Origin of the sequence: Streptomyces sp. NBC_00582 (assembly GCF_036345155.1) — a bacterium.
In the GTDB taxonomy this organism is placed as follows: domain Bacteria; phylum Actinomycetota; class Actinomycetes; order Streptomycetales; family Streptomycetaceae; genus Streptomyces.
The window spans coordinates 1,230,134-1,249,856 of sequence record NZ_CP107772.1; the positions used below are offsets into that span (position 1 = coordinate 1,230,134).

Below are 19,723 nucleotides of genomic sequence, written 5' to 3' on the forward strand. Positions count from 1 at the left end.
GTCCGTCAGGCGAGCACCCTGCGGGCGCAGGGAACCAGCCGGACCGGTCCGGACAACCCGTGGTCCTGTCGGGCGACGGCGCCGAACACGGCCGGCTGGGTCACCCGGAGGCGGTTGATCAGCGGTGTCGCGACCTCCACCTCGATCAGGTTGCGGCCGGGGCGCAGCAGCGCGCCGACCTCGACGACGGGGTGGAGGCGGTCGACCGCCGGCGCGGGCGTCCCGTTCACGGTGACCCGTACGGTGTCGCTGACCTGGCCGAGCTCCAGCCGGGCGTCGAGGGCGCCCGTCCCGTCGTACGGCAGGGTGACCGTCGTGCGGTAGCGGCCGATGCCGGCGGAGTCGGCGAGTTCCGGGATGCGCGACCAGGGCAGCAGGGTGTCGAGCGCGAGGGTGCGGCGGACGTGCTCGGTCCGGGTCGGGCCGGCTCCGGGGTACCAGTCCTCGACCTCCAGGTCCCATCGGTCCGGTGTGATCGGCTCGGGCACCGACGCGACCGTGGTGGTGACGGTGCGGCCCGTGGAGAGGCGGGTGGTGTAGGTGCCGGGGGCGGTCGTACGGGCCGTCAGCCCCTGTTCGGTGTAGAGGACTTCGGGCGCGTTGGTGGCGACGGCGTGCGGGCGTCCGCCGTGGCGGTCTCCGAAGAGGCCGGGGCGGCCCAGGGCCACGATCATGACCTGTCCGGGCTGCAGGGCGACCCGCAGGGTGATGTCGTCGCCGTCCTCGGTGTAGCGGGCGAGGCGCGCGGCCCGCCCGGTCCAGGGGTCGAGGAGGTACGGCACCGTCGTGCGGCCCCGCGTGCGGCGCAGGGTGACGTCGTGGTCGATCGCGGCCACGGGCGGCTTGACCGTCTCCGCGTGCTTGCCGTTGCAGAGGTAGTAGAAGTCGGCGTCCTCGGTGGCGCGGTGGGCGTTGAGGAGGGTGGAGGCGGTGGCGTGGCGTACGTCGGCGGTGACGCCCAGGGCGGCGAGCGCGTCGCCTACGGCCGCCTTGTCGGTGACACGGACGACGGTGGGGAGGGCGAGGAGGCGGTCGAGGACGTCCCGCAGCCGTGCGGTCTCGCCCTCGTCGGGCACTCCCGGGGTGAGCGCCTGGTCGAAGGCGCCGAGCAGGACGACGGGCAGGCCGGCCCGGGCCAGGGCGAGCAGTCTGCGGGCGTCGGTGAGGGCGAGGGTGGGGGTGGAGCCGTAGAAGAAGTCGCCCTCGACGAACAGGGCTTTGTAGGCGGGTCCCTCGGGGGCGAGGCGGCCGCCGCGCACGGTGGCGTTCGGCAGGGTGAGGAGCGGTCCGCTGAGGAACTGGTGGGTCCAGCCGAGCGGGACTCCGGTGGCTGTGAACCAGGAGGCGCCGATGCCGGTCGCGGTGTAGCCGGTCTGGCGCAGGATCGCCACGTCGGCGCGGGCCGTGCCGGCCTGGAGGACGGTGTGGACACGGCCCAGGTGGTCGGCGATGTCGTTCAGGTGCCGCCAGGTCGGCTGGCGCGGGCCCCAGGACTCGCCGTATCCGGGGCCGCCGTTGTAGGGGCTGAAGGCGGCGAACCCCGGCCAGTTCGCCCCGGGGACGGTGGCGTAGGAGAAGCCGTGCACGACGGTCTGGTTGACGCCCGCGGCGTAGGCGCCGCCCATGGTGCGCAGGAACCGGTCCCATGTGGTGCTGTAGGCCGACCCGTTGTAGGCGCCCGCCTCGCAGGACAGGATCGTGTGCCCGGCCATGTCCCGGCCGCCGGCCAGACAGCGGTGGTCGTCGAGGTTCTTGAAGCCGAGGGACTCGCCCTCGGGGATGTCGAGGATCGCGGCCGAGGCGATGGCGTCCGTCTGCAGGCCGTAGGGCTGGGCGCGCAGGTTCATGCCGAGCGCGTGGGCCCAGTCGCGCAGGCCGCGGACGTGGTGACGGTTGAAGAGAGCGGAGACGGTCTCCCAGAAGTCGTGCCTGATCTGGCGGGTGAGCTGTGTCTCGAAGGCGAAGACCTGGTTGGCGCCGTCCGTGATCACCGCGGGCAGATACGGCAGCAGGGGGCGTCCGGTGTGCTTCTCGAAGGCCTCCGGCAGTTCCGGCGTCCAGATCAGCCCGTCGGTCTCCAGTTCCACGGAGTCCTCGAAGAAGGCACCGCCGGCCGCGCGCAGCAGGTGGCGCAGGGAGGGGGTGAGGATCTCCCGCTCCCAGAAGCCGGTGACGGCGGCGGTGCCGGCCGCGCTGAGGTGGTCGACGACGTGGGCGGCGGGCGCGGAGTGGGGTCCGGACTCGGGCTGCTGGGCCGAGCCGCGCAGCCAGTGGGCGATCAGCACCCAGTCGCCGCCGTCGTCCGGCGCCGTCCAGGACAGGCCGGCGTCGGTGACGGTCGCGGTGAGGTCGCGGACGCTGGCGGGGTCGAGGCCGGTCTCCTTGCGGGTGGAGTACGCGGGCTCGACGCGGGCGGCCTGCACGGCGAGGAGCAGTTGTCGGGTCACGCCGGTCGCGGGGGCGCGGCCGGGGGCCGGCACCGGACCCTCGTAGTGCGCTCCGGCGGTCAACGAGACACGGCCGAGGACGAGTTCACGGGCCGCGGCCTCGTCGTCCGGGGTGAGGCCGGGGACGGCCGCGGGCCAGCTCGGGCCGAGGGTGAGGTCGAGGGTGAGACCCCGGCGGGCGGCGCGGCGCAGGGCCGCCTCGACGCCCTCGCGCCAGGGCCGGCTCGCCCAGCCGTGGTGGGCGGTGTCCAGGACCGACTTGTCCTTGACGCTGTGGTGCACGGCGGCGATCTCGGCGCCGCCGAACCCGGCGTCCGCGATCGCGTCGACCTCCCGGGCGATCTCGTCGACGTCGACCAGGCCGTCCGGCCACCACCAGCGGAACCTGGGGCGCCGGGCTCGGACGGGCTGGGCGAACCAGTCGGCGGTCAGGGCGCCGTCGTGGGCGGTGGACGGCACGGCCGCGACGGCGGCTCCCGGCCCCACGGCCGCGACGGCTCCCGCCGTGATGCCGGCGGCCAGGACGGTACGGCGGGACGGACCACCGCGCGACGGGACACTCTGCGGCACAGGACGCTCCCCTGGTTCGTGATCACGAAGGGTGATTGAATCGTTTCAATCCCCTCCTCAAAACGCCGGAACGGTATGCCGCGCCCTGACACGAGGTCAAGAGGTATGCGTTCAGGCCCAGTTGACGGGCCCGGTCGGTCATGATGATTGGAATGGAGCAACGTTGCATCGGGATATCCGCACTGGAGGACACCGACCGGCCCGACGCCCCCGCGGCGGTCGTCGTGATCGACGTCCTACGGGCCTTCACCACGGCCGCCTGGGCCTTCGCACGGGGTGCCGAACGGATCGTCCTCGCCGGATCGCTCGAGGAGGCCCTCGCCCTCAAGTCCCGTCGCGCCGACTGGATCACGCTCAAGGACGGACCGCCCGCGCCGGGCTTCGACACCGTGAACTCCCCCGCCCTGGTGCGCTCCATGGACCTCGCCGGGCGCACCCTCGTGCAGAAGACGACCTACGGGACGGCCGGCGCCCTCGCCGCCCGGAACGCCCCGCTCCTGTTGTGCGCCGGCTTCACCGTGGCCGCGGCCACCGCCCGCGCGCTGTGCGCCGTACGGCCCCGGCAGGTGACGTACGTGATCACCGGCGAGGGCGGGCGGGCCGAGGAGGATCTCGCCTGCGCCCGGTACATCGCGGCCCTGACCTGCGAAGCCCCGGTGGACCCGGAGCCGTACCTGCGCCGCGCGGGCGCCTCCGCCCACGCCGCGGAACTCGCCGAGGGGGTCCGGCGCGGCTACCGCGGGATCCACCCCGACGACACGGCCCTGTGCCTCGAAGCCGACGGACACGACTTCGCGATGGCGGCCACGACCGAGCAAGGGCACGTCGTCCTGCGTCCGAGGGGCTGAGCCGTTCAGACCCCGGGTGGTCCCACCCCGCCCTTCAGGCGCTCCAGGTCGGACGGGCGGACCTGGATGACCACGATGGCGATCAGGGCGGCGACGACGGTGAAGATGGCGGCCATGACGAAGGCGGCCGAGACGCCGGCGGTGAGGACCTGGTCGGACCAGGGGGCCGGGAGTTGGCCGGTGCGCTGGAAGCGCAGCCGTTCGGCGGGGGTGGCCTGGGCGAGGAAGGCGGGGACCTGGTCGTTCGCCTCGTTGCGGCTGGCCGTGCCGTACATGGTGACCAGGATGGACAGGCCGAGCGAACCGCCCACCTGCTGGGTGGCGTTGAGCAGGCCGGAGGCCGCCCCGGTCTCGGGGGTGGGCACGTCGGAGAGGGCCATCAGGGTCAGCGACACGAACTCCATGCCCATGCCCAGGCTGAAGACCAGCATGGGGCCGAGGATGCTGCCGGCGTAGGTGGAGTCGACGTCCGTGAGCGTCAGCCAGCCGAGGCCCGCCGCGGCCAGGATCGCGCCGACGACCATGAAGGGCTTGGGGCCGTACGTGGGCAGGAACCGCGAGGCGAGGCCGGCGCCGACCGCGATGACCGCGCTGACCGGCAGGAACGCGAAGCCGGCGGCGAGCGGGCTGAAGTCCAGCACGTTCTGCACGAAGAGCGTCAGGAAGAAGAACATGCCGAAGATCGCGGCCGCGAGGCAGAGCATGATGCCGTAGGTGCCCGCCCGGTTGCGGTCGGCGAACATGTGCAGCGGGGTGATCGGCTGCCGGGAGCGCCGCTCGATCAGCACGAACACCGCGAGGACGACGACGGCCGCGCCGAAGGAGGCGAGCGTGAGGGGGTCGCGCCAGCCGTCCTGTCCGGCCCGGATGAAGCCGTAGACGAGCAGCACCATGCCGACGGTGGAGGTGAGGGCGCCGGCGAAGTCGAAGCGGCCGGGGTGGCGCTCGGACTCCTTGATGTAGCGGGGGGTGGCGAGCGCGATGAGCAGGCCGATGGGGACGTTGACGAAGAGCACCCACCGCCAGTTGAGGTACTCGACGAGGATGCCGCCGGCGAGGAGGCCGATGGCTCCGCCGCCCGCCGAGACCGCGGCGAACACACCGAAGGCGCGGTTGCGTTCGGGGCCCTCACGGAAGGTGGTGCTGATCAGGGCGAGCGAGGTCGGGGAGGCGATGGCTCCGCCGACGCCCTGCAGGGCGCGCGCGGACAGGAGTTGGCCCTCGTTCTGGGCGAGGCCGCCGAGCAGGGAGGCGAGGACGAACAGCAGCACGCCGAAGACGAACACCCGCCGTCGGCCGAGGATGTCCCCGGCCCGGCCGCCGAGCAGCAGCAGCCCGCCGAAGGTGAGCGTGTAGGCGTTCACGACCCACGACAGGCTGGTCGTGGAGAAGTCCAGGGAGCGCTGGATGTCCGGGAGCGCGATGTTCACGATGGTGATGTCGAGGACCACCATCAACTGGCACGAGGCGATGACCAGCAGCGCCATCGCGTGTCCGCCACCGCCGTTGTGCGGGGCGGTGGTCTCGGTCGCGGGGCTTGGCTGCGGAGCGCTGCTCATGACGTCGTGTGTGGCCCGCGCGGAGCGGGCCCGAGGGAGGTGACCGTGGACGGTGGTGTCCATGGCCGGATCCACCGTTCGACCGTACGCCCCCGCCCGGGCCGTCACCACTCGATCACCACCGGGTCGCCCCCGTCGTCGCCGCCGGGCGCGGCGGGCGGTGGTCGCGGGCGGGTACGGCGGTGCAGGGCCAGGACTCCCCCGCAGTCCTGGCCCGGCACCGGCCCCCGCGGTATCCGTGCCGCGGTTGATCACCAGGATGCGGCAGATGCGGGGGGTGTGTCGTTGGCGCACGGTCCACGGTTCGTTGGCACCGCGTCCACAGCGGGCACCTCGCTCGGTGAGGTCTCCGCGCACAGGTACCTCTCGCGCAGTTCGCTGGGCGGGAGGCCGTAGGCGGTGCGGAAGGCGCGGGTGAACTCGGCGGCGCGGGGGAAGCCCCAGCGGGCGGCGACGGCGTGGATCGGCAGGGCCCGCAGGGCCGGGTCGGCGAGGTCGCGGCGGGCGCCCGCGAGCCGCTGGTCGCGGATGTAGGCGGCGACGCCGACTCCCTCGTCCTGGAAGAGCCGGTAGAGGTAACTGCGGGAGATGTGGTGGGCCTCGGCGATCCGGGCGGGGGTGAGGTCCGGGTCGCCGAGGTGGCGGCGGACGTGGTCCTTGATGTGCAGGACGAGGGTGCGGCCGCGGGTCTCCGGCGGCACGCTCGGATCGGCGTCCACGGCGTGCGCGAAGGCGACGGTGACCAGGTCGGCGACGACCGTGCCGAGCCGGGGGGCGTCGGCGGGCCGGTAGGGCGCGGTGTCCGAGATCAGTTGCCGCAGGAACTGGGCCAGCAGCGCGCCGCTGCCCTCGCGGCCCGAGATGAGGCCCCCCAGGATCTGGTCGACGCGGCGGCCCGGCACGGCCACGAGGGTGCGCGGGATCTCCACGCCCACGATCGTGACGGGGTCGGCGCCGGTGGCCACGTCCCAGGCCCGCGACGAGGAGTTGGTGTGGAAGTCGTTGATCCGGTAGACGGCCTGGCGTCGGTCCCAGACCGCCGCGCCCTCCCCCTTCAGCAGGAGGGAGAGGTGATAGGTCTCCGGGTCGGACTGGCGGACGAGTTTGGCCGTGCGGTGGAACGTGATGGGGTCCATGGTCGCCGGCCACACGACCACCTCGCCCAGCTCGATCACGCGTTGGTGGCCGCGGTAGTCCTCCGTGCGGTCGGCGGTGAGCCGCATGGGGGCGTGGGTGCTGCCCATGCGCTGGACCCAGGCGTCGAAGCGGTCGCGTGGCGGCAGGTCCATCGTCCGGAAGACCGACTCTCGCAACATTCGAGCAGTCAATCACACAGGTATCAGGGCCTGTTGAGCGTGGTGCTCCGCGCACGAGCAGTCATATTACCGAACCGTAACCTACCGACCAGTACCCGCGGTAACCCACCGGTCGGTACGGTCCTGACAGTTCGTCTAAGAGCGGTGCGGGGCTGCGGTGGGACGACCGGGGCTCCCTGCCGTCCCCCACCCCGAGCCGCACCCCAAGGCTCGGGCCTCCCCTCTCCCCGGAGGTCCGCCATGCCCGCCCCCACCCGACTGCTGGCCGCGGCCGTGACCGTGGCCGCCTGCCTCGGCACGACGGCCGTCCCGGCCACCGCCGCCGGCGACACCGACACCGGTGCCGTCGTCTCGCGCGGTGTCACCATCCCCACCTTCTACAACCCGCCCGCCACGCTCCCGGCGGCCGACGGCGCCCTGGTCCGCACCGAGCCCCTCCCCCTCGCGCTGAGCCTGCCGGGCCTCGACGGCCCGCTCCCCGGCACGGCGACCCGGCTGATGTACAAGTCCACGGACTCCGCCGGAGGGCCCGTCGCGGTCACCGGCGCCTACATCGAGCCGACGGCCGCCTGGCGGGGCAACGGGGCGCGTCCGCTCATCGTGGTGGCGCCCGGCACGATGGGACAGGGCGACCAGTGCGCCGCCTCCCTCGGACTGGAGCACCCGCTCACCGTCAACCTGCGGACCCTGTCGGTCGGTTACGAGAACCTGGCGATCTACCGGCTGCTCGCGCGCGGCATCGCCGTCGTGGTCACCGACTACCCCGGCCTCGGCGCCACGGACCGGCTGCACACCTATGTCAACCGGGTCGACGAGGCGCACGCCGTCCTCGACGCCGTCCGCGCGGCGCGCTCCCTGGCCGGTACGTCGCTCACGACCGCCTCCCGGGTCGCGCTGTACGGCTACAGCCAGGGCGGCGGGGCCACCGCGGCCGCCGCCGAACTCCAGCCCTCCTACGCCCCGGACATCACCCTCGCCGGAACGTACACCGGGGCCACGCCCGCGGACCTGGCCGCGGTGACCCGGGCCATCGACGGCAGCGACCTGGCCGGTGCGCTCGGCTGGTCCATCAACGGGTTCGTGCAGTCCGACCCGGAGCTGAAGCCGATCGCGGAGGCGCATCTGAACGCGGCCGGCAAGGCCGCCCTGAAGGATCTGTCGACGATGTGCGTGGGCGACGCCCTGTTCGCCTACAACTCGGCCCGCAGCTCCGCCTGGACCACCGACGGGAGCTCCCTCAGCGACATCGTCGCGTCCGAGCCGGCGCTCCAGGCGTTCCTGGCCGACCAGCGCATCGGGAAGCTGAGGCCGACGTCCCCGGTGCGCCTGGCGACCGGCACGGCCGACGACCTCGTCCCGCACTCTCAGGCGCGCGCGCTCGCCGTGGCCTGGTGCGCGAAGGGCGTGGACGTCACCTACAAGCCGGTGGTGCTGCCCAGCCTGGGACGGGCGGTGCTCAACCACTTCACCCCTCTGCTCACCGACCAGGGCGACGCCATCTCCTGGCTGACGGACCGCCTCGACGGCGACCCCGCGTCGTCGAACTGCTCGACCCTGCCGTTCAGGCCGTGACCCCCTGACGTCATGACCTCGGCCCGGGCGGGCCTAGGCTGAGGTCATGGTCGAGGTCGAGGTGGTGGAGCTGCTGGTGTCCGCCGCGCACCGGTTCGCGGGACGCCCCTCGCAGGGACCGGCGGACGGACCCGAGGACGAGCGGGTGTCGCGGGTGGAGGTCCGGCGGGGTCTCGGGCTGGTCGGGGACCGCTACTTCGGCCGTCCCGCGCATCGGGACGCCTCGGTGACGATCATGGCGGCGGAGCATCTGCCCGTGCGCCCCGACGGTGCCGTGGGGCTGCTGCAGACCCGGCGCAACATCCTGCTCCGGGGCGTCGACATCGACTCCTGCGTCGGCTCGACCGTCGCGCTGGACTGCGGGGCCGGTCCCGTGACGTTCGCCGTGAACCGGCCGGCCCGGCCGTGCGCCTGGATGGACGTCACGGTCGGGCCGGGGGCGTGGCGCGCCCTGCGCGACAAGGGCGGTGTGCGGTGCACGCCGTTGTCCGACGGCGTGCTGACCGTCGGGCGGGCCACGTTCGCCGTGGTCGACGCGCCGCCCGGGGCCGGGTAGCGGCGGTACCGGTCAGTCGAGGTGGTAGCTGTCCCCGTAGACCTTCCAGTCCAGCGGCGGGTTCAGGTCGAGGTTGCCCTTGCGCAGGAAGACCCGTTGGGCGGTGTCGACCCGGCTGGTGTCGCTGTGCGCCTCCTCCTGCTTCATGGCCCACACGCGCGCGTCGAGGAAGGCGTTCAGGTACGTCGTCTCGTTGCCGCCCTGGGCCGGCGGCTTGGCGCTGCGCAGGGCGCGCTTGCGGATGTTGCGGAAGCTGGTCGGATCGTCGCCGTCGCCGTGCATCACGAGGGCGTCGTAGTACGCGAACTGGCCCAGGGCGCGCAGACCGTCCGCCTTGCCCTGCTTGACCGCCGGGTTGAAGTAGACGCGGTCGCGTTCGTCGTTCTGCGCCCGCTGGAACGCCGTGTCCTGGGCCGCCTTGCGCCAGTCCTTGGGGTAATCGGGGTCGAGCCCCGCGTGCGAGTCGCTGCCGTCGACCGAGCGGAGCGCCGGGAGGTACTTGGCGAGGACATTGCCCGGCTTGCGGTCGGTGTAGAGCTCGACGAGGTCGAGCATGTCACCGGTGCCGGAGCAGAAACCGATGATCCCGGCGGTGTAGCCGCGGCCGTCGCCGATGTCCTCGATGTACTTGTACTGGGCCTTCCAGTCGAGCGAGGAGTTCTCCGCGCTCGACACCAGCTTCATCGCGATCTCCTTCTTCGCCGGGTCGTCGAGACCGGCCGCGGCGGTGACGGCCGCCGCCCGGGACGGGGCGAACAACGGGGTGGCCGCGGCGGCCCCGGCGAGGGCCCCGGTGAGGGCGAGGAAGGTACGACGGGAGGCGGGTATGGGCACCACGGTGGCTCCAGGTGGGGAGTGGGGGGTGGGAGTGAACTGCACTGCAACTGACAGGAAAGTTTCCTATCAAGCCGCCGAGACGGAAGTAACCCCACCGCACGCATGTTCGTACGATCGAACGAGCACACTTTCGGCCACCCGCACCGCCCGGTGGGCGCCGTCAGGGAGCGCCGGGAGCGTCCCCCCGCCAGTCGAACCGGCTGCCGTCGCCGGGACGCCGCACGTACAGCGCTCGGCCGCCGGGGCCGTAGCGGCCTATCTCCGTGGTGAGCGCGACCTCGCCCGACCCGTGATCGGTGCCGTCCGTGACGTCGAGCAGCAGGCCGTCGAGCGGGCCGCCCACCAGCTCGGCGTACGCACGGTCCGAGCGGGGACCCGCGTCGTCGTGATCGGCGCCGTACACCCGGCCCCGCAGGAACTCAGCCTCGTCCATGACCAGGAGCTTCGCACGCCCCACTGACAACGCCCCCGAGCCGGGCGGCCCGGGGGGCGGTCTTCGGCCAAAGAGCGTGGCGGAAAGAGGCGCACGGAAGCGTTTCCCGCATCGGTGCCACGCCGGCGGGTAGCCCGCTCTCACTCGCACATCGTGGGGTACGGGCTGGGGGGCGACCGTGACGGCAGGCGGGCGGGAGCGGACACCGGGGGGCGAGTCGGGGCGGACCCGGCGTCGCCGCGCGGTGCGGGAACTGCGTGCGGCGGGCCGTGACGGCCCTCGATTACGCGAGGTGCTGCCCGCGCTGGCCCTGCTGGTCGTGGCCCTGTGCGCGCCGGTCGTGGGGCTGGTGCTGGTCTCGCGGGCCTTCGGCGCCCGGGCCTGTGTGCCGGTCCTGTTGGCACTGGCCGTCGTGGGGGCGGCCGTCCACCGGCGCTCACGGCCGTACGCCCGACGGCGCCAGGGCCGCTACACCGCCGAGGAGCTCGCGGACCTGGACATGCCGGCGCTGGTGGTGGCGGTGGCCCGGATGCTGCGGCGGGACGGCTGGCGGGTGCTGCCGCCGCCGCGCCACGACGCCCTGCATCTCGCCGCCCGGGACGGCCGGGGCCGGGTGCTCGACGTGGCGTTCCGCCCGGTGGCCGAGCCGCTGCCCGACGAGGAGGCCTGTTCCTGCCGGGCGCGGCTGCCGGGGCGCGGGCGGTCCGGGCCGGCGCTGCGGCTCGTCGTGCACCGGGGCACGTTCACCCATCGGGACGAGGTGTGGGCCGAGCGCCAGGGCCGCACGTATCTGATCGACGGCCCCCGGCTGCTGCTGTGGGCGGGCGGCACGCCCCTGGCCCAGCTCGCGGCCGATGCCGCCCCGCTGCCTCGGCGCACCCGGCGGTGACCGTGGAACGGGCCGCCGCCCGGTCCTCGAGGGTCCGGGCGGCGGTCGTACGGAACTCCCCGGACCGGCGATCGGATGGATCAGGGGCCGATACCGGTCAGGGCCTGCGCCCGGTCAGGGCGTCAGCTGCCAGTTCTGGATGTAGCCCACGTCGATCGACGCGCGGTCCTGGACCCGGAGCTTCCAGGTGCCGTTGAGCGGCTGGGCGGAGGCGTTGACGGTGAAGGTCTGGTCGACGTTGTCGGCCGAGCCGCCGCTGCGGTTGAGCAGGGAGTAGACGGTGCCGTTGGGGCCGACCAGGTCGACCGTCAGGTCACCGCGGTAGGTGTGCACGATGTTGACGTACACCGAGGTCGTGGCGGAGGCGTTGCCGTCGCGGCCGGTGATGGTCACCGGCGACTCCACGGCGGCGCCGTTGTCGGGGATGTCGACGCGGGTGGCGTTGGCGTAGATGTGCGCGATCCGCCAGCTGAAGGTGTCCGTCACGGACGCCCCCGTGCTGTCGGTCACCTTGAGGGTGACGTCACTGGTGCCGAGGGTGGTCGGCGTGCCCGAGATCAGACCGCTCGCGCTGATGCTCAGCCCGTCCGGCAGTCCGGTCGCCTCGTAGGTGAGTCCGGCACCGGAGTTGGTGGTGTACGCGTCCACCTGGAGGTTGACCGCCTGGCCGACGCCGCTGGTCTGGTCGGCGATCGGGGCGACGTTGACGCCGAGGGCGATCCGGCTGCCCACGTTGATCGCCGCCCAGGCGTCGGCGACGGCGAGGTAGGTCGGGCTGTAGGCGCCGAAGAGGTCGGCGGCGGCCGACAGGGTGGCGGTGCGGGCACCGGCGTAGTTCGTCGACGAGGTCATGTACGTCGTCAGCGCCCGGTACCAGATGGCGGCGGCGTTGGTGATGCCGATGCCGGTCACGGCCTGGCCGTCGTAGGTCGGGCTGTCGTAGGCGACGCCGTTGACGGTCTTGGCTCCGCTGCCCTCGGAGAGCAGGTAGAAGAAGTGGTTCGCGGGGCCCGAGGAGTAGTGGACGTCGACGCTGCCCAGGGTGGAGCTCCAGCTGTCGCGGGAGGAGCCGTCCTTGGAGGGCTTGTCCATGTAGCGCAGCGGGGTGCCGTTGCCGTTGATGTCGATCTTCTCGCCGACGAGGTAGTCACCCGGGTCGGCCGGGAGGTTCTCGTGGAACTCGACGGCCGCGGCGAAGATGTCCGAGGTCGCCTCGTTCAGACCACCGGACTCACCGGAGTAGGTGAGGTTGGCGGTCGCGGCGGTGACGCCGTGGCTCATCTCGTGGGCGGCCACGTCCAGGGCGGTCAGCGGGTGGGTGTTGCCCGAGCCGTCGCCGTACGTCATGCAGAAGCAGCTGTCCTGCCAGAACGCGTTGACGTAGGAGTTGCCGTAGTGGGCCCGGCTGTAGGCGGCGACACCGTCGTTGCGGATGCCGTTGCGGCCGTAAACCTCTTTGTAGTAGTCCCAGGTTGCCGCGGCGCCGAAGGCCACGTCGACACCGGCGGTCTGCCGGTTGGACGGGGTGCCGTCGCCCCAGACATCGTTGTCGTCCGTGAAGAGGGTCCCGGTGCCCGAGGTGCCCTGGTTCAGGTCGTACGTCTTGTGTCCGGCGCGCTCGCCGTCGACGAGCTGGTACGTGGACCCGGACGGGGTGGTGCCGAGCGGGACGCTGCCGGCGTACTGGCCGGTGCCGGTGCCGGTGTGCACCTTCTCGGCGGCGAGGATCTGCTTGCCCGTGCCCGCGTCGGTGACGACCTGGAGCTCGCTCGGGGTGCCGTCCTGCTGGACGCCCTCGACCAGGGTCTCCCAGGCGAGGACCGGCTTGCCGGTGCCGGCCCACACCACGAGGCGGGGGGCGTTCTCCGTCTCGGGGCTCTTGACCTCGGCCTTCTCGGCGGCGGCGAGTGCCTTGCCGTCGGCGGAGGCCGCGGAGAGCTTCGGGGTGAGGGAGGACACCGCGAGGGTGGCCTCGCTCGCCCTGCTGACGGTGGTGCGGCCGCTCTTGACGTGGACGACCAGGTCACCGCCGAGGACGGGCAGTCCGGCGTAGGTGCGCTCGTAGCGGGTGTGGGTGGTGCCGTCGGCGTCCTGGATGACGTCCTTGACGACGAGTCTCTCCTGCCCGCCGAGGCCGAGCCGCTGCGCGGTCGTACCGGCGGCGGTCCGGGCGCTCTTGATCAGCGAGGCGCGGCGGGCCGGGGACAGGGCGATCGGTTCGGCGCCGGCACGGGGCGTGGCGGTGATCTTCGCGGGCCCTCGGTCGTCGGGCGCCGCGGAGGCGGTGCCGGTCTGGACCCCGAGGGTCAGCAGGGTGCCCGCGGTGGTGAGGGCGATGAGTGAGGCGCGTCTGCGCCGGGGGGTGGCACGGTGTCGCCGGGGCAACGGGTTCTCCTTCGGTGCGACGGTCGGCCTCTGGTGGGGGCCGAGGTGGGGGCGGACCGACGGGATGGGCCGGTCCGGTGCGCTGCACGACAGGCGGGTGGAAGGAGGTGGGGGGTGATGGGGTGGGGGTGATGGGGTGGGGGGTGGAGAGGGTGGGGGTGGTAGGGCATCCGCCTCATGAGGGCCATGTGAAGGAACGGTGAATGCCCGCAGCAGAGTGGCACCGCGTGCACAGCTTTGTCATGGGAATGCCAAAACTTCGGCCGGAAATGACCATGCCGGACTGGTGATTCGGCTTGGCGGACGCAGATTTTCGGCCGCGCCGCCACCGGGGAGTACGCCGTACGGGTCGACGCTGCTCCGTTCGAGTGGTCGTCGTCCGCACATCGTCGTAGCGTCGGTACCGAACTTCTCGGGACGCTCCCGGTCCCGGGACGGGCGGGCGGGAGCGGACATGCGACACATCACGAGGACAGCGGTGATGCTCTGTGCGGCACTCGGACTCACCGCGGCGATCGGCACCGCCTCGGCCACACCCGGCGCGCCGTCGGCCGGCGCGCGGAAGGTCGCGGCCCCGGTCCTGGTGGACTGCTTCTGGCACGCGAAGGTCCGGCCGTCGCACTTCATCCTGGCGTGCGGCGACGGGAACAGCCGTCTCACCTCGCTGCACTGGGACCACTGGGGTACGCGGTCGGCGCACGCGAGCGGGGTCAACGTCGTCAACGACTGCGATCCGTACTGCGCGGCGGGGCATTTCCATCCGTACGCCGTGAAGGTGAGGCTGGACCACCCCAAGCCGTGGAAGAAGCACCCGCGGGTGCAGCACTACAGCCGGATGACGCTCACCTACACCGGGGCCCGGCCGGACCACTTCCCGCGCGTGGTGACCTACCCGCTGTGGGACTGAGCCACCCGGTCCCCCGACTCACTCCATGAGGGCCGCGGCCATCGTCGCGCCGAGGTCCCAGCAGGCCTGGACGTCCGCCCTGCCCGGTTCCCCGGTGACGGTGACCGGATCGGCGGCGCGGCGCCAGCCGAGGCCCGTGGTGACGGTCTCGATCGCGCGGACGGCGCCGGTGACGTCGTTGCCGCCGTGGACGTAGGAGCCGTAGGGGCGGCCCCGGGTGGTGTCGAGGCAGGGGTAGTAGACCTGGTCGAAGAAGTGTTTCAGGGCGCCCGACATGTAGCCGAGGTTGGCGGGGGTGCCCAGGAGGTACGCGTCGGCCGCGAGGACGTCCGAGACGGTGGCGGCGAGGGCGGCCCGCCGTACGACCCGCACACCCTCGATCTCCGGGGCGCTCGCCCCCGAGACCACCGCCTCGAAGAGCGCCTGGCAGTTCGGGGACGGCGTGTGATGAACGATCAGCAAGGTGGCCACGGCACCGAACCCTGCCCGCTGAGCCGACCCACCGCAAGCGAGGGGCACCTGGTCAACTCACACACACCCGCGGTCAAAAAGTCGCGCGGATCTTCGTGTTTCGAACGCTCTTGGGCCAGTCCCGGAGCACCCGGCCCTCGCGGCGGACGCGCTCCGTACGTTCGGAGGCACCAGCGGGGCCGGAGGAGTCCGGGCCCGTGCAACCGGCAGGAGGAGCGCCATGGCGAATGTGGAGATCTCTCTCAAGGAGATGATGACCGCGGTGGAGGGCGCGATGGGGGCCGCCGTCGTGGACTACACGAGCGGGATGGCCCTCGGCACGATGGGCGGGGGCAAGGATCTCGACCTGGCCGTCGCGGCCGCGGGCAACACCGATGTGATCCGGGCCAAGGTCCGCACCATGGAGCATCTCGGCCTGAAGGGCGAGATCGAGGACATCCTGATCACCCTGGGCAGCCAGTACCACCTCATCCGGCTCGTCAAGGGCCGTACGGGCAGCGGCCTGTTCATCTATCTCGTCCTGGACCGGGAGCGCTCCAACCTGGCCATGGCCCGGCACCAGCTCAAGCGGATCGAGAACGAACTCGAGGTCTAGACACTCCGACGTCCTGGGCTCCGCATGCCTTCGAATTGAAGATTTCTTCATCTCGACACATCCAGATCAGCGCATCACACGGGTGTGCGGAGCCCTCGGCCAGGAGGATCGGGACGAGCGATCCCGACGGCGGGCCGCCGCGTCGGCGGGCACCATCCAGCGAGTGCGGCAGGAGCGAGCGATTGACCATGCAGGTCCCCCTCTATCAGGCCAAGGCCGAGTTCTTCCGCATGCTCGGGCACCCGGTGCGCATCCGGGTCCTCGAACTGCTGCAGGGTGGCCCCGTCCCCGTACGGGACCTGCTCACCGAGATCGAGATCGAACCGTCCAGCCTGTCCCAGCAGCTGGCCGTGCTGCGCCGCTCCGGGATCGTGGTGTCGATCAGGGAGGGGTCGACGGTGAGCTACGCGCTCGCCGGCGGCGATGTGGCCGAATTGCTGCGGGCGGCCCGCCGCATCCTCACCGAACTCCTCGCGGGCCAGAACGAGCTGCTGGCGGAGCTGCGACAGGCCGATCCACCGCTGTCGGTGCCCCAGGGCGCCACGCGGCGGACCTGACGCGGGCGGGCGGCCGTCTTCAGGTTCGCTTCAGGTACGTCCTGGAGCCTCGGCCGCATGCACGGACACGACCACGGACACCGACCCCGCACCCCCGAAGCCGAGCGCAGCCGCCGCTGGTTCATGAACAGGGCGCTGCTCGCCGGCGGAGTCGCCGCCGTGGCGACGATGACGGGATGCTCCTCGAACTCCTCCGGCACGGCGGCCTCCGCCTCGTACGGCCCGGGCGGCCGGATGCCCTCCGGCATGCCCTCCGGAGGGCCCGGCGGCGGCGGGGGCATGGGCCCGGGGGCGAGCGAGGTCGCGTACGCGGACTTCGTCGGGGTCACCACGGACGGCAAGGTCGTCGACGACCTGTACACGATCCACTCGACCGACGTCTCCACCGACAGGCTGGTGAAGGCCGCGCAGGCCTTCCTGGACGGGCTGACGGCCAAGGAGCGCAAGGCGTCCGTCTTCGAGGTGGACGACGACGAGTGGCTGGCCTGGAGCAACGTCGACGGCTATCAGCGTGAGGGGGCCCGTATGGGCGATCTCACGGTCAAGCAGCGGGACCTCGGGTACGCGCTGCTCGGCGCGGCGCTGTCCGCCGACGGACTCGCCCAGACCCGCAACATCATGAAACTCAACGCGTTCCTCGGCGACTACAACGGCGGCGGCCGGGACACGCTCACCGAGGGCGCCTACTTCTTCACCTTCCTGGGCACGCCGTCGACCAGGGAGCCGTGGGGCTTCCAGTACGAGGGCCATCACGTGGCGATCAACTACTTCGTGCTCGGCGACCAGGTCGTCATGACGCCCACCTTCATGGGCTCCGAGCCGACCTCCGCCACCTACCAGGGCGAGAAGATCACCCTGTTCAGGAAGGAGACCAAGGCCGGTCTCACCCTGCTGCGGTCGCTCACCGACGCGCAGCGCGAGAAGGTGATCTCCTCGGAGTCGAAGGCCGGCGACAACCTCAAGGCCGGTGCCGGGCAGGACAATCTGAAGCTCACCTACCAGGGCCTGGTCGCCGAGGGCTTCACCGACGCGCAGAAGGAGCATCTGCTCGACCTGGTGCGGGTGTACGTCGGGAACATGGACGACGGGCACGCCGAGGTGAAGATGAGGGAGGTGGAGGACCACCTCGACGAGACGTACTTCCACTGGATCGGCGAGACGAAGGACTCCTCCGCCTTCTACTACCGGGTGCACAGCCCGGTGGTCCTCGTCGAGTACGACGCCCAGTCCCCGCTCGCCTACGGGAACAAGGACAGCGGCGGCGGCATGGGCGGACCCGGCGGGACGCCCACCCAGCAGCACATCCACACCATCGTCCGCACCCCCAACGGCGGCGACTACGGCGTGGACCTGCTCAAGCTGCACCTGGAGAACGACCACTAGTGACCTGAGTCAGAGATTCGGCGGCAGTAGGCGGCTACTTTGTCGAGGATCTCGTCGGCGGACTTGGTCCAGATGAACGGCCTCGGGTGTTCGTTCCAGTCGGCGAGCCAGCTGCGGATGTCGCGTTCGAGGGCTTGGACGGAGCGGTGGACGCCGCGCTTGAGCTTCTTCTGGGTCAGCTCGGCGAACCACCGCTCGACCAGGTTCAGCCAGGATGCGCTGGTCGGCGTGAAGTGCAGGTGGAACCGCGGATGGGATAGCAGCCACCGCTTGATGTCGGGCGTCTTGTGGGTCGCGTAGTTGTCCAGGATCAGATGAACCTGCAGATCAGCCGGGACTTCCTTGTCGAGCTTCGCGAGGAACTTCTTGAACTCCGCTGCCCGGTGGCGGCGGTGGAGGGAGCCGATGACCTTGCCGGTGGCGACCTCGAGAGCGGCGAAGAGGGTCGTGGTGCCGGCCCGGACGTAGTCGTGGCTGCGTCGTTCGGGAACTCCTGGCACCATCGGCAGGACCGGCTGGGATCGGTCCAGGGCCTGGATCTGCGACTTCTCGTCCACACAAAGGACCAGGGCCTTCTCCGGCGGATCGAGATACAGACCGACGACGTCGCGAACCTTGTCGATGAACAGCGGGTCGGTGGACAGCTTGAACGTCTGCGACCGGTGCGGGGCCAGAGCGAACGCCCGCCATATCCGTGACACCGTCGACTGCGACATTCCCGTGGCCGCGGCCATCGACCTCGTCGACCAGTGGGTCGCGTTCTTCGGCGTCTCCTCGAGCGTCTTGACGATGACCCGCTCGACGTCGGCATCGGTGATCTTACGGGGGACGCCGGGCCGCGGGTCGTCGCACAAGCCGTCCAGCCCCCGCTCGATGAAGCGGCGCCGCCAGGTGCGGACCGTGTCCGGAGCGATCCGCAGCCGGCGGGACACCTCCATGATCGAGTGGCCTTCGGCGCACTCCAGCACGATCCGCGACCGCTGAGCCAACGCCTGAGCCGTCGTACGGCGACGTAACCAACCGTCCAGCACCGCCCGCTGGGCATCAGTTACTGACAACGGCGGAATCTTCGGACCCGGACGACTCATGCCCGACTAACGACGAATCTCTGACTCAGGTCACTAGGGCCCTTCTGACGGATCTCCGTGGGTGAAGGAGCGGCGTTCGGTGCGCGCGATCGGCGTGCGGCGTGGAGGGTCATGTGGCGGAGCCACCTGGCCCTTCGCGCCGTGCGGCGAGCGCGCGTGCCGGGCGTCGCGACGCCGCGGAGATCCGTCAGAAGGGCCCTAGGTGTATTGATCACAAGCGTTGTTGACACTCGCCGGTGCTTGATCATGGCGAAGACCTCCGGTGTGGTGGAGCTGTCTAGGACTGCACCGCACGGAGGTCTTCGTGTCCCACCGTAATGCCCGGTTGACCGTTCACGGCAGGCGGCTGCTCGTCGAACGTGTCTGCGGTGGCCGCCCGGTCGCGCATGTCGCGGCGGAAATGGGCATCTCGCGGGCCACGGCCCACAAGTGGATCCGCCGCTGGCGGGCGGAGGGCGAGCTGGGGCTGCACGACCGCCCCAGCCGTCCGCTGACGACACCCCACCGCACGGCGGCAGCGGTAGAGGCCCGCGTGTGCCGGCTGCGCCAGGACCGCAAACTGGGCCCCGCCCGCCTCGGCCCGGTCCTGGGCCTGCCCCCCTCGACCGTGCACCGCATCCTCACCCGCCACGGCCTCAACCGGCTTGCGCACCTGGACCGGCCCACCGGACAGCTCATCCGCCGCTACGAACGCGACCGGCCCGGCGAACTCATCCACGTCGACGTCAAGAAACTCGGCCGCATCCCCGACGGCGGCGGCCACAAGGTCCTGGGCCGTCAAGCGGGCCGGGCCACTCGCAGCGGGATGGGCTTCGACTACATCCACTCCGCCGTCGACGACCACAGCCGCCTCGCCTACAGCGAGATCCACGCGGACGAGAAGGCCGCCACCTGCGCAGACTTCCTCCGCCGGGCCGCGGCCTTCTTCCAGACCACGGGCATCGACCGCATCGAGCGGGTCCTGACCGACAACGCCTGGCCCTACCGCAAGAGCTTCGCCTGGCAGCAGGCGCTTGCCGACCTCGGCGCGGCCGGCAAGCTGACCCGCGCCTACCGGCCGCAGACCAACGGCAAGGTCGAACGCTTCAACCGCACCCTGCTCGACGAGTGGGCCTACCTCAAGCCCTACACGAACAACGGCGAGCGCACCGCGGCCCTGGCAGACTTTCTGCACACCTACAACCACCACCGCTGCCACACCGCACTCGGCGGTCAGCCACCGATCAGCCGTGTGAACAACGCTGCGGGTCAATACACCTAGGGCCCGTCGTGGACGAGCCCGGGACCGGCGCGCGACGCGCCGGTCCCGG

Annotated in this window: 17 protein-coding genes; 9 read left to right on the plus strand and 8 right to left on the minus strand. The window is 71.7% G+C overall.

Translation table 11 applies throughout. From position 1 onward, the window contains the following. Nucleotides 1-5: 5 nt before the first annotated feature. Nucleotides 6-3,017 (minus strand): glycosyl hydrolase, encoded by a 3,012-nt coding sequence (locus OG852_RS04965; protein WP_330347202.1) that lies wholly within the window; start codon nucleotides 3,015-3,017, stop codon nucleotides 6-8. A gap of 152 nt (nucleotides 3,018-3,169) precedes the next feature. On the opposite strand from OG852_RS04965, the gene OG852_RS04970 reads away from it, so the two are divergent. Further along, a complete protein-coding gene (locus OG852_RS04970; protein ID WP_330347203.1) occupies nucleotides 3,170-3,865 on the plus strand; it encodes a 2-phosphosulfolactate phosphatase in 696 nt (231 codons plus the stop codon). A gap of 5 nt (nucleotides 3,866-3,870) precedes the next feature. Here OG852_RS04970 and OG852_RS04975 read toward each other — a convergent pair whose 3' ends face one another. Together OG852_RS04975 and OG852_RS04980 are read right to left on the minus strand one after the other, a co-directional pair. Further along, nucleotides 3,871-5,352 (minus strand): MFS transporter, encoded by a 1,482-nt coding sequence (locus OG852_RS04975; protein ID WP_133916720.1) that lies wholly within the window; start codon nucleotides 5,350-5,352, stop codon nucleotides 3,871-3,873. Nucleotides 5,353-5,675: 323 nt separating this feature from the next. Further along, nucleotides 5,676-6,740 (minus strand): helix-turn-helix domain-containing protein, encoded by a 1,065-nt coding sequence (locus tag OG852_RS04980; RefSeq protein WP_133916672.1) that lies wholly within the window; start codon nucleotides 6,738-6,740, stop codon nucleotides 5,676-5,678. 240 nt (nucleotides 6,741-6,980) lie between these two features. Here OG852_RS04980 and OG852_RS04985 point away from each other — a divergent pair, with 240 nt between their 5' ends. Together OG852_RS04985 and OG852_RS04990 are read left to right on the plus strand one after the other, a co-directional pair. After that, on the plus strand, nucleotides 6,981-8,312 hold the full coding sequence (locus tag OG852_RS04985; RefSeq protein WP_133916671.1) for a lipase family protein: 1,332 nt from the start codon (nucleotides 6,981-6,983) through the stop codon (nucleotides 8,310-8,312). Between the two features lie 46 nt (nucleotides 8,313-8,358). Further along, nucleotides 8,359-8,868, plus strand: coding sequence for a molybdenum cofactor biosysynthesis protein (locus OG852_RS04990; protein WP_133916670.1), 510 nt, complete (start codon nucleotides 8,359-8,361; stop codon nucleotides 8,866-8,868). A 12-nt stretch (nucleotides 8,869-8,880) separates the two neighbouring features. Here the strand turns inward: OG852_RS04990 and OG852_RS04995 are convergent, their stop codons facing one another. Further along, nucleotides 8,881-9,705 (minus strand): chitosanase, encoded by an 825-nt coding sequence (locus OG852_RS04995; protein ID WP_166663724.1) that lies wholly within the window; start codon nucleotides 9,703-9,705, stop codon nucleotides 8,881-8,883. Between the two features lie 160 nt (nucleotides 9,706-9,865). After that, a complete protein-coding gene (locus OG852_RS05000; protein WP_133916668.1) occupies nucleotides 9,866-10,138 on the minus strand; it encodes a hypothetical protein in 273 nt (90 codons plus the stop codon). A gap of 178 nt (nucleotides 10,139-10,316) precedes the next feature. On the opposite strand from OG852_RS05000, the gene OG852_RS05005 reads away from it, so the two are divergent. Further along, a complete protein-coding gene (locus OG852_RS05005) occupies nucleotides 10,317-11,027 on the plus strand; it encodes a hypothetical protein (RefSeq protein ID WP_330347204.1) in 711 nt (236 codons plus the stop codon). Between the two features lie 114 nt (nucleotides 11,028-11,141). Here OG852_RS05005 and OG852_RS05010 read toward each other — a convergent pair whose 3' ends face one another. Next, the gene (locus OG852_RS05010; protein ID WP_330347205.1) at nucleotides 11,142-13,412 is read right to left on the minus strand and encodes a M4 family metallopeptidase; all 2,271 of its coding nucleotides are present in this window, start codon (nucleotides 13,410-13,412) and stop codon (nucleotides 11,142-11,144) included. Between the two features lie 454 nt (nucleotides 13,413-13,866). On the opposite strand from OG852_RS05010, the gene OG852_RS05015 reads away from it, so the two are divergent. After that, nucleotides 13,867-14,319 (plus strand): hypothetical protein, encoded by a 453-nt coding sequence (locus OG852_RS05015; RefSeq protein ID WP_133916666.1) that lies wholly within the window; start codon nucleotides 13,867-13,869, stop codon nucleotides 14,317-14,319. Between the two features lie 18 nt (nucleotides 14,320-14,337). Here OG852_RS05015 and OG852_RS05020 read toward each other — a convergent pair whose 3' ends face one another. After that, entirely contained in the window at nucleotides 14,338-14,790 is a 453-nt protein-coding gene (locus OG852_RS05020) for a flavodoxin family protein (RefSeq protein WP_133916665.1), read from the minus strand. 220 nt (nucleotides 14,791-15,010) lie between these two features. On the opposite strand from OG852_RS05020, the gene OG852_RS05025 reads away from it, so the two are divergent. The 3 genes from OG852_RS05025 (at nucleotide 15,011) to OG852_RS05035 (ending at nucleotide 17,325) form a co-directional block, all read left to right on the plus strand. Beyond that, nucleotides 15,011-15,385 (plus strand): hypothetical protein, encoded by a 375-nt coding sequence (locus OG852_RS05025; RefSeq protein ID WP_133916664.1) that lies wholly within the window; start codon nucleotides 15,011-15,013, stop codon nucleotides 15,383-15,385. A 188-nt stretch (nucleotides 15,386-15,573) separates the two neighbouring features. Then, nucleotides 15,574-15,942, plus strand: coding sequence for an ArsR/SmtB family transcription factor (locus OG852_RS05030; protein ID WP_133916718.1), 369 nt, complete (start codon nucleotides 15,574-15,576; stop codon nucleotides 15,940-15,942). 123 nt (nucleotides 15,943-16,065) lie between these two features. Next, the gene (locus tag OG852_RS05035; RefSeq protein WP_443064643.1) at nucleotides 16,066-17,325 is read left to right on the plus strand and encodes a DUF3500 domain-containing protein; all 1,260 of its coding nucleotides are present in this window, start codon (nucleotides 16,066-16,068) and stop codon (nucleotides 17,323-17,325) included. On the opposite strand, the gene OG852_RS05040 is transcribed toward OG852_RS05035, so the two are convergent. Then, nucleotides 17,322-18,413 (minus strand): IS630 family transposase, encoded by a 1,092-nt coding sequence (locus tag OG852_RS05040; RefSeq protein WP_330347207.1) that lies wholly within the window; start codon nucleotides 18,411-18,413, stop codon nucleotides 17,322-17,324. The genes OG852_RS05035 and OG852_RS05040 overlap by 4 nt on opposite strands. Before the next feature lie 304 nt (nucleotides 18,414-18,717). On the opposite strand from OG852_RS05040, the gene OG852_RS05045 reads away from it, so the two are divergent. Then, nucleotides 18,718-19,674: an IS481 family transposase gene (locus tag OG852_RS05045; protein WP_330347208.1), complete on the plus strand. Its 957-nt coding sequence runs from the start codon at nucleotides 18,718-18,720 to the stop codon at nucleotides 19,672-19,674. The last annotated feature ends 49 nt before the right edge of the window (nucleotides 19,675-19,723 follow it).

What these genes read in the sequence shown, in the direction of transcription:
- OG852_RS04975 (WP_133916720.1), bottom strand. Translation starts at nt 5,352, where the DNA reads ATGGCGCTGCTGGTCATCGCCTCGTGCCAGTTGATGGTGGTCCTCGAC.
- OG852_RS04990 (WP_133916670.1), top strand. Translation starts at nt 8,359, where the DNA reads ATGGTCGAGGTCGAGGTGGTGGAGCTGCTGGTGTCCGCCGCGCACCGG.
- OG852_RS04980 (WP_133916672.1), bottom strand. Translation starts at nt 6,740, where the DNA reads ATGTTGCGAGAGTCGGTCTTCCGGACGATGGACCTGCCGCCACGCGAC.
- OG852_RS05030 (WP_133916718.1), top strand. Translation starts at nt 15,574, where the DNA reads ATGCAGGTCCCCCTCTATCAGGCCAAGGCCGAGTTCTTCCGCATGCTC.
- OG852_RS05000 (WP_133916668.1), bottom strand. Translation starts at nt 10,138, where the DNA reads ATGGACGAGGCTGAGTTCCTGCGGGGCCGGGTGTACGGCGCCGATCAC.
- OG852_RS05015 (WP_133916666.1), top strand. Translation starts at nt 13,867, where the DNA reads ATGCGACACATCACGAGGACAGCGGTGATGCTCTGTGCGGCACTCGGA.
- OG852_RS04970 (WP_330347203.1), top strand. Translation starts at nt 3,170, where the DNA reads ATGGAGCAACGTTGCATCGGGATATCCGCACTGGAGGACACCGACCGG.
- OG852_RS05035 (WP_443064643.1), top strand. Translation starts at nt 16,066, where the DNA reads ATGAACAGGGCGCTGCTCGCCGGCGGAGTCGCCGCCGTGGCGACGATG.
- OG852_RS04985 (WP_133916671.1), top strand. Translation starts at nt 6,981, where the DNA reads ATGCCCGCCCCCACCCGACTGCTGGCCGCGGCCGTGACCGTGGCCGCC.
- OG852_RS05025 (WP_133916664.1), top strand. Translation starts at nt 15,011, where the DNA reads ATGGCGAATGTGGAGATCTCTCTCAAGGAGATGATGACCGCGGTGGAG.
- OG852_RS05040 (WP_330347207.1), bottom strand. Translation starts at nt 18,413, where the DNA reads ATGAGTCGTCCGGGTCCGAAGATTCCGCCGTTGTCAGTAACTGATGCC.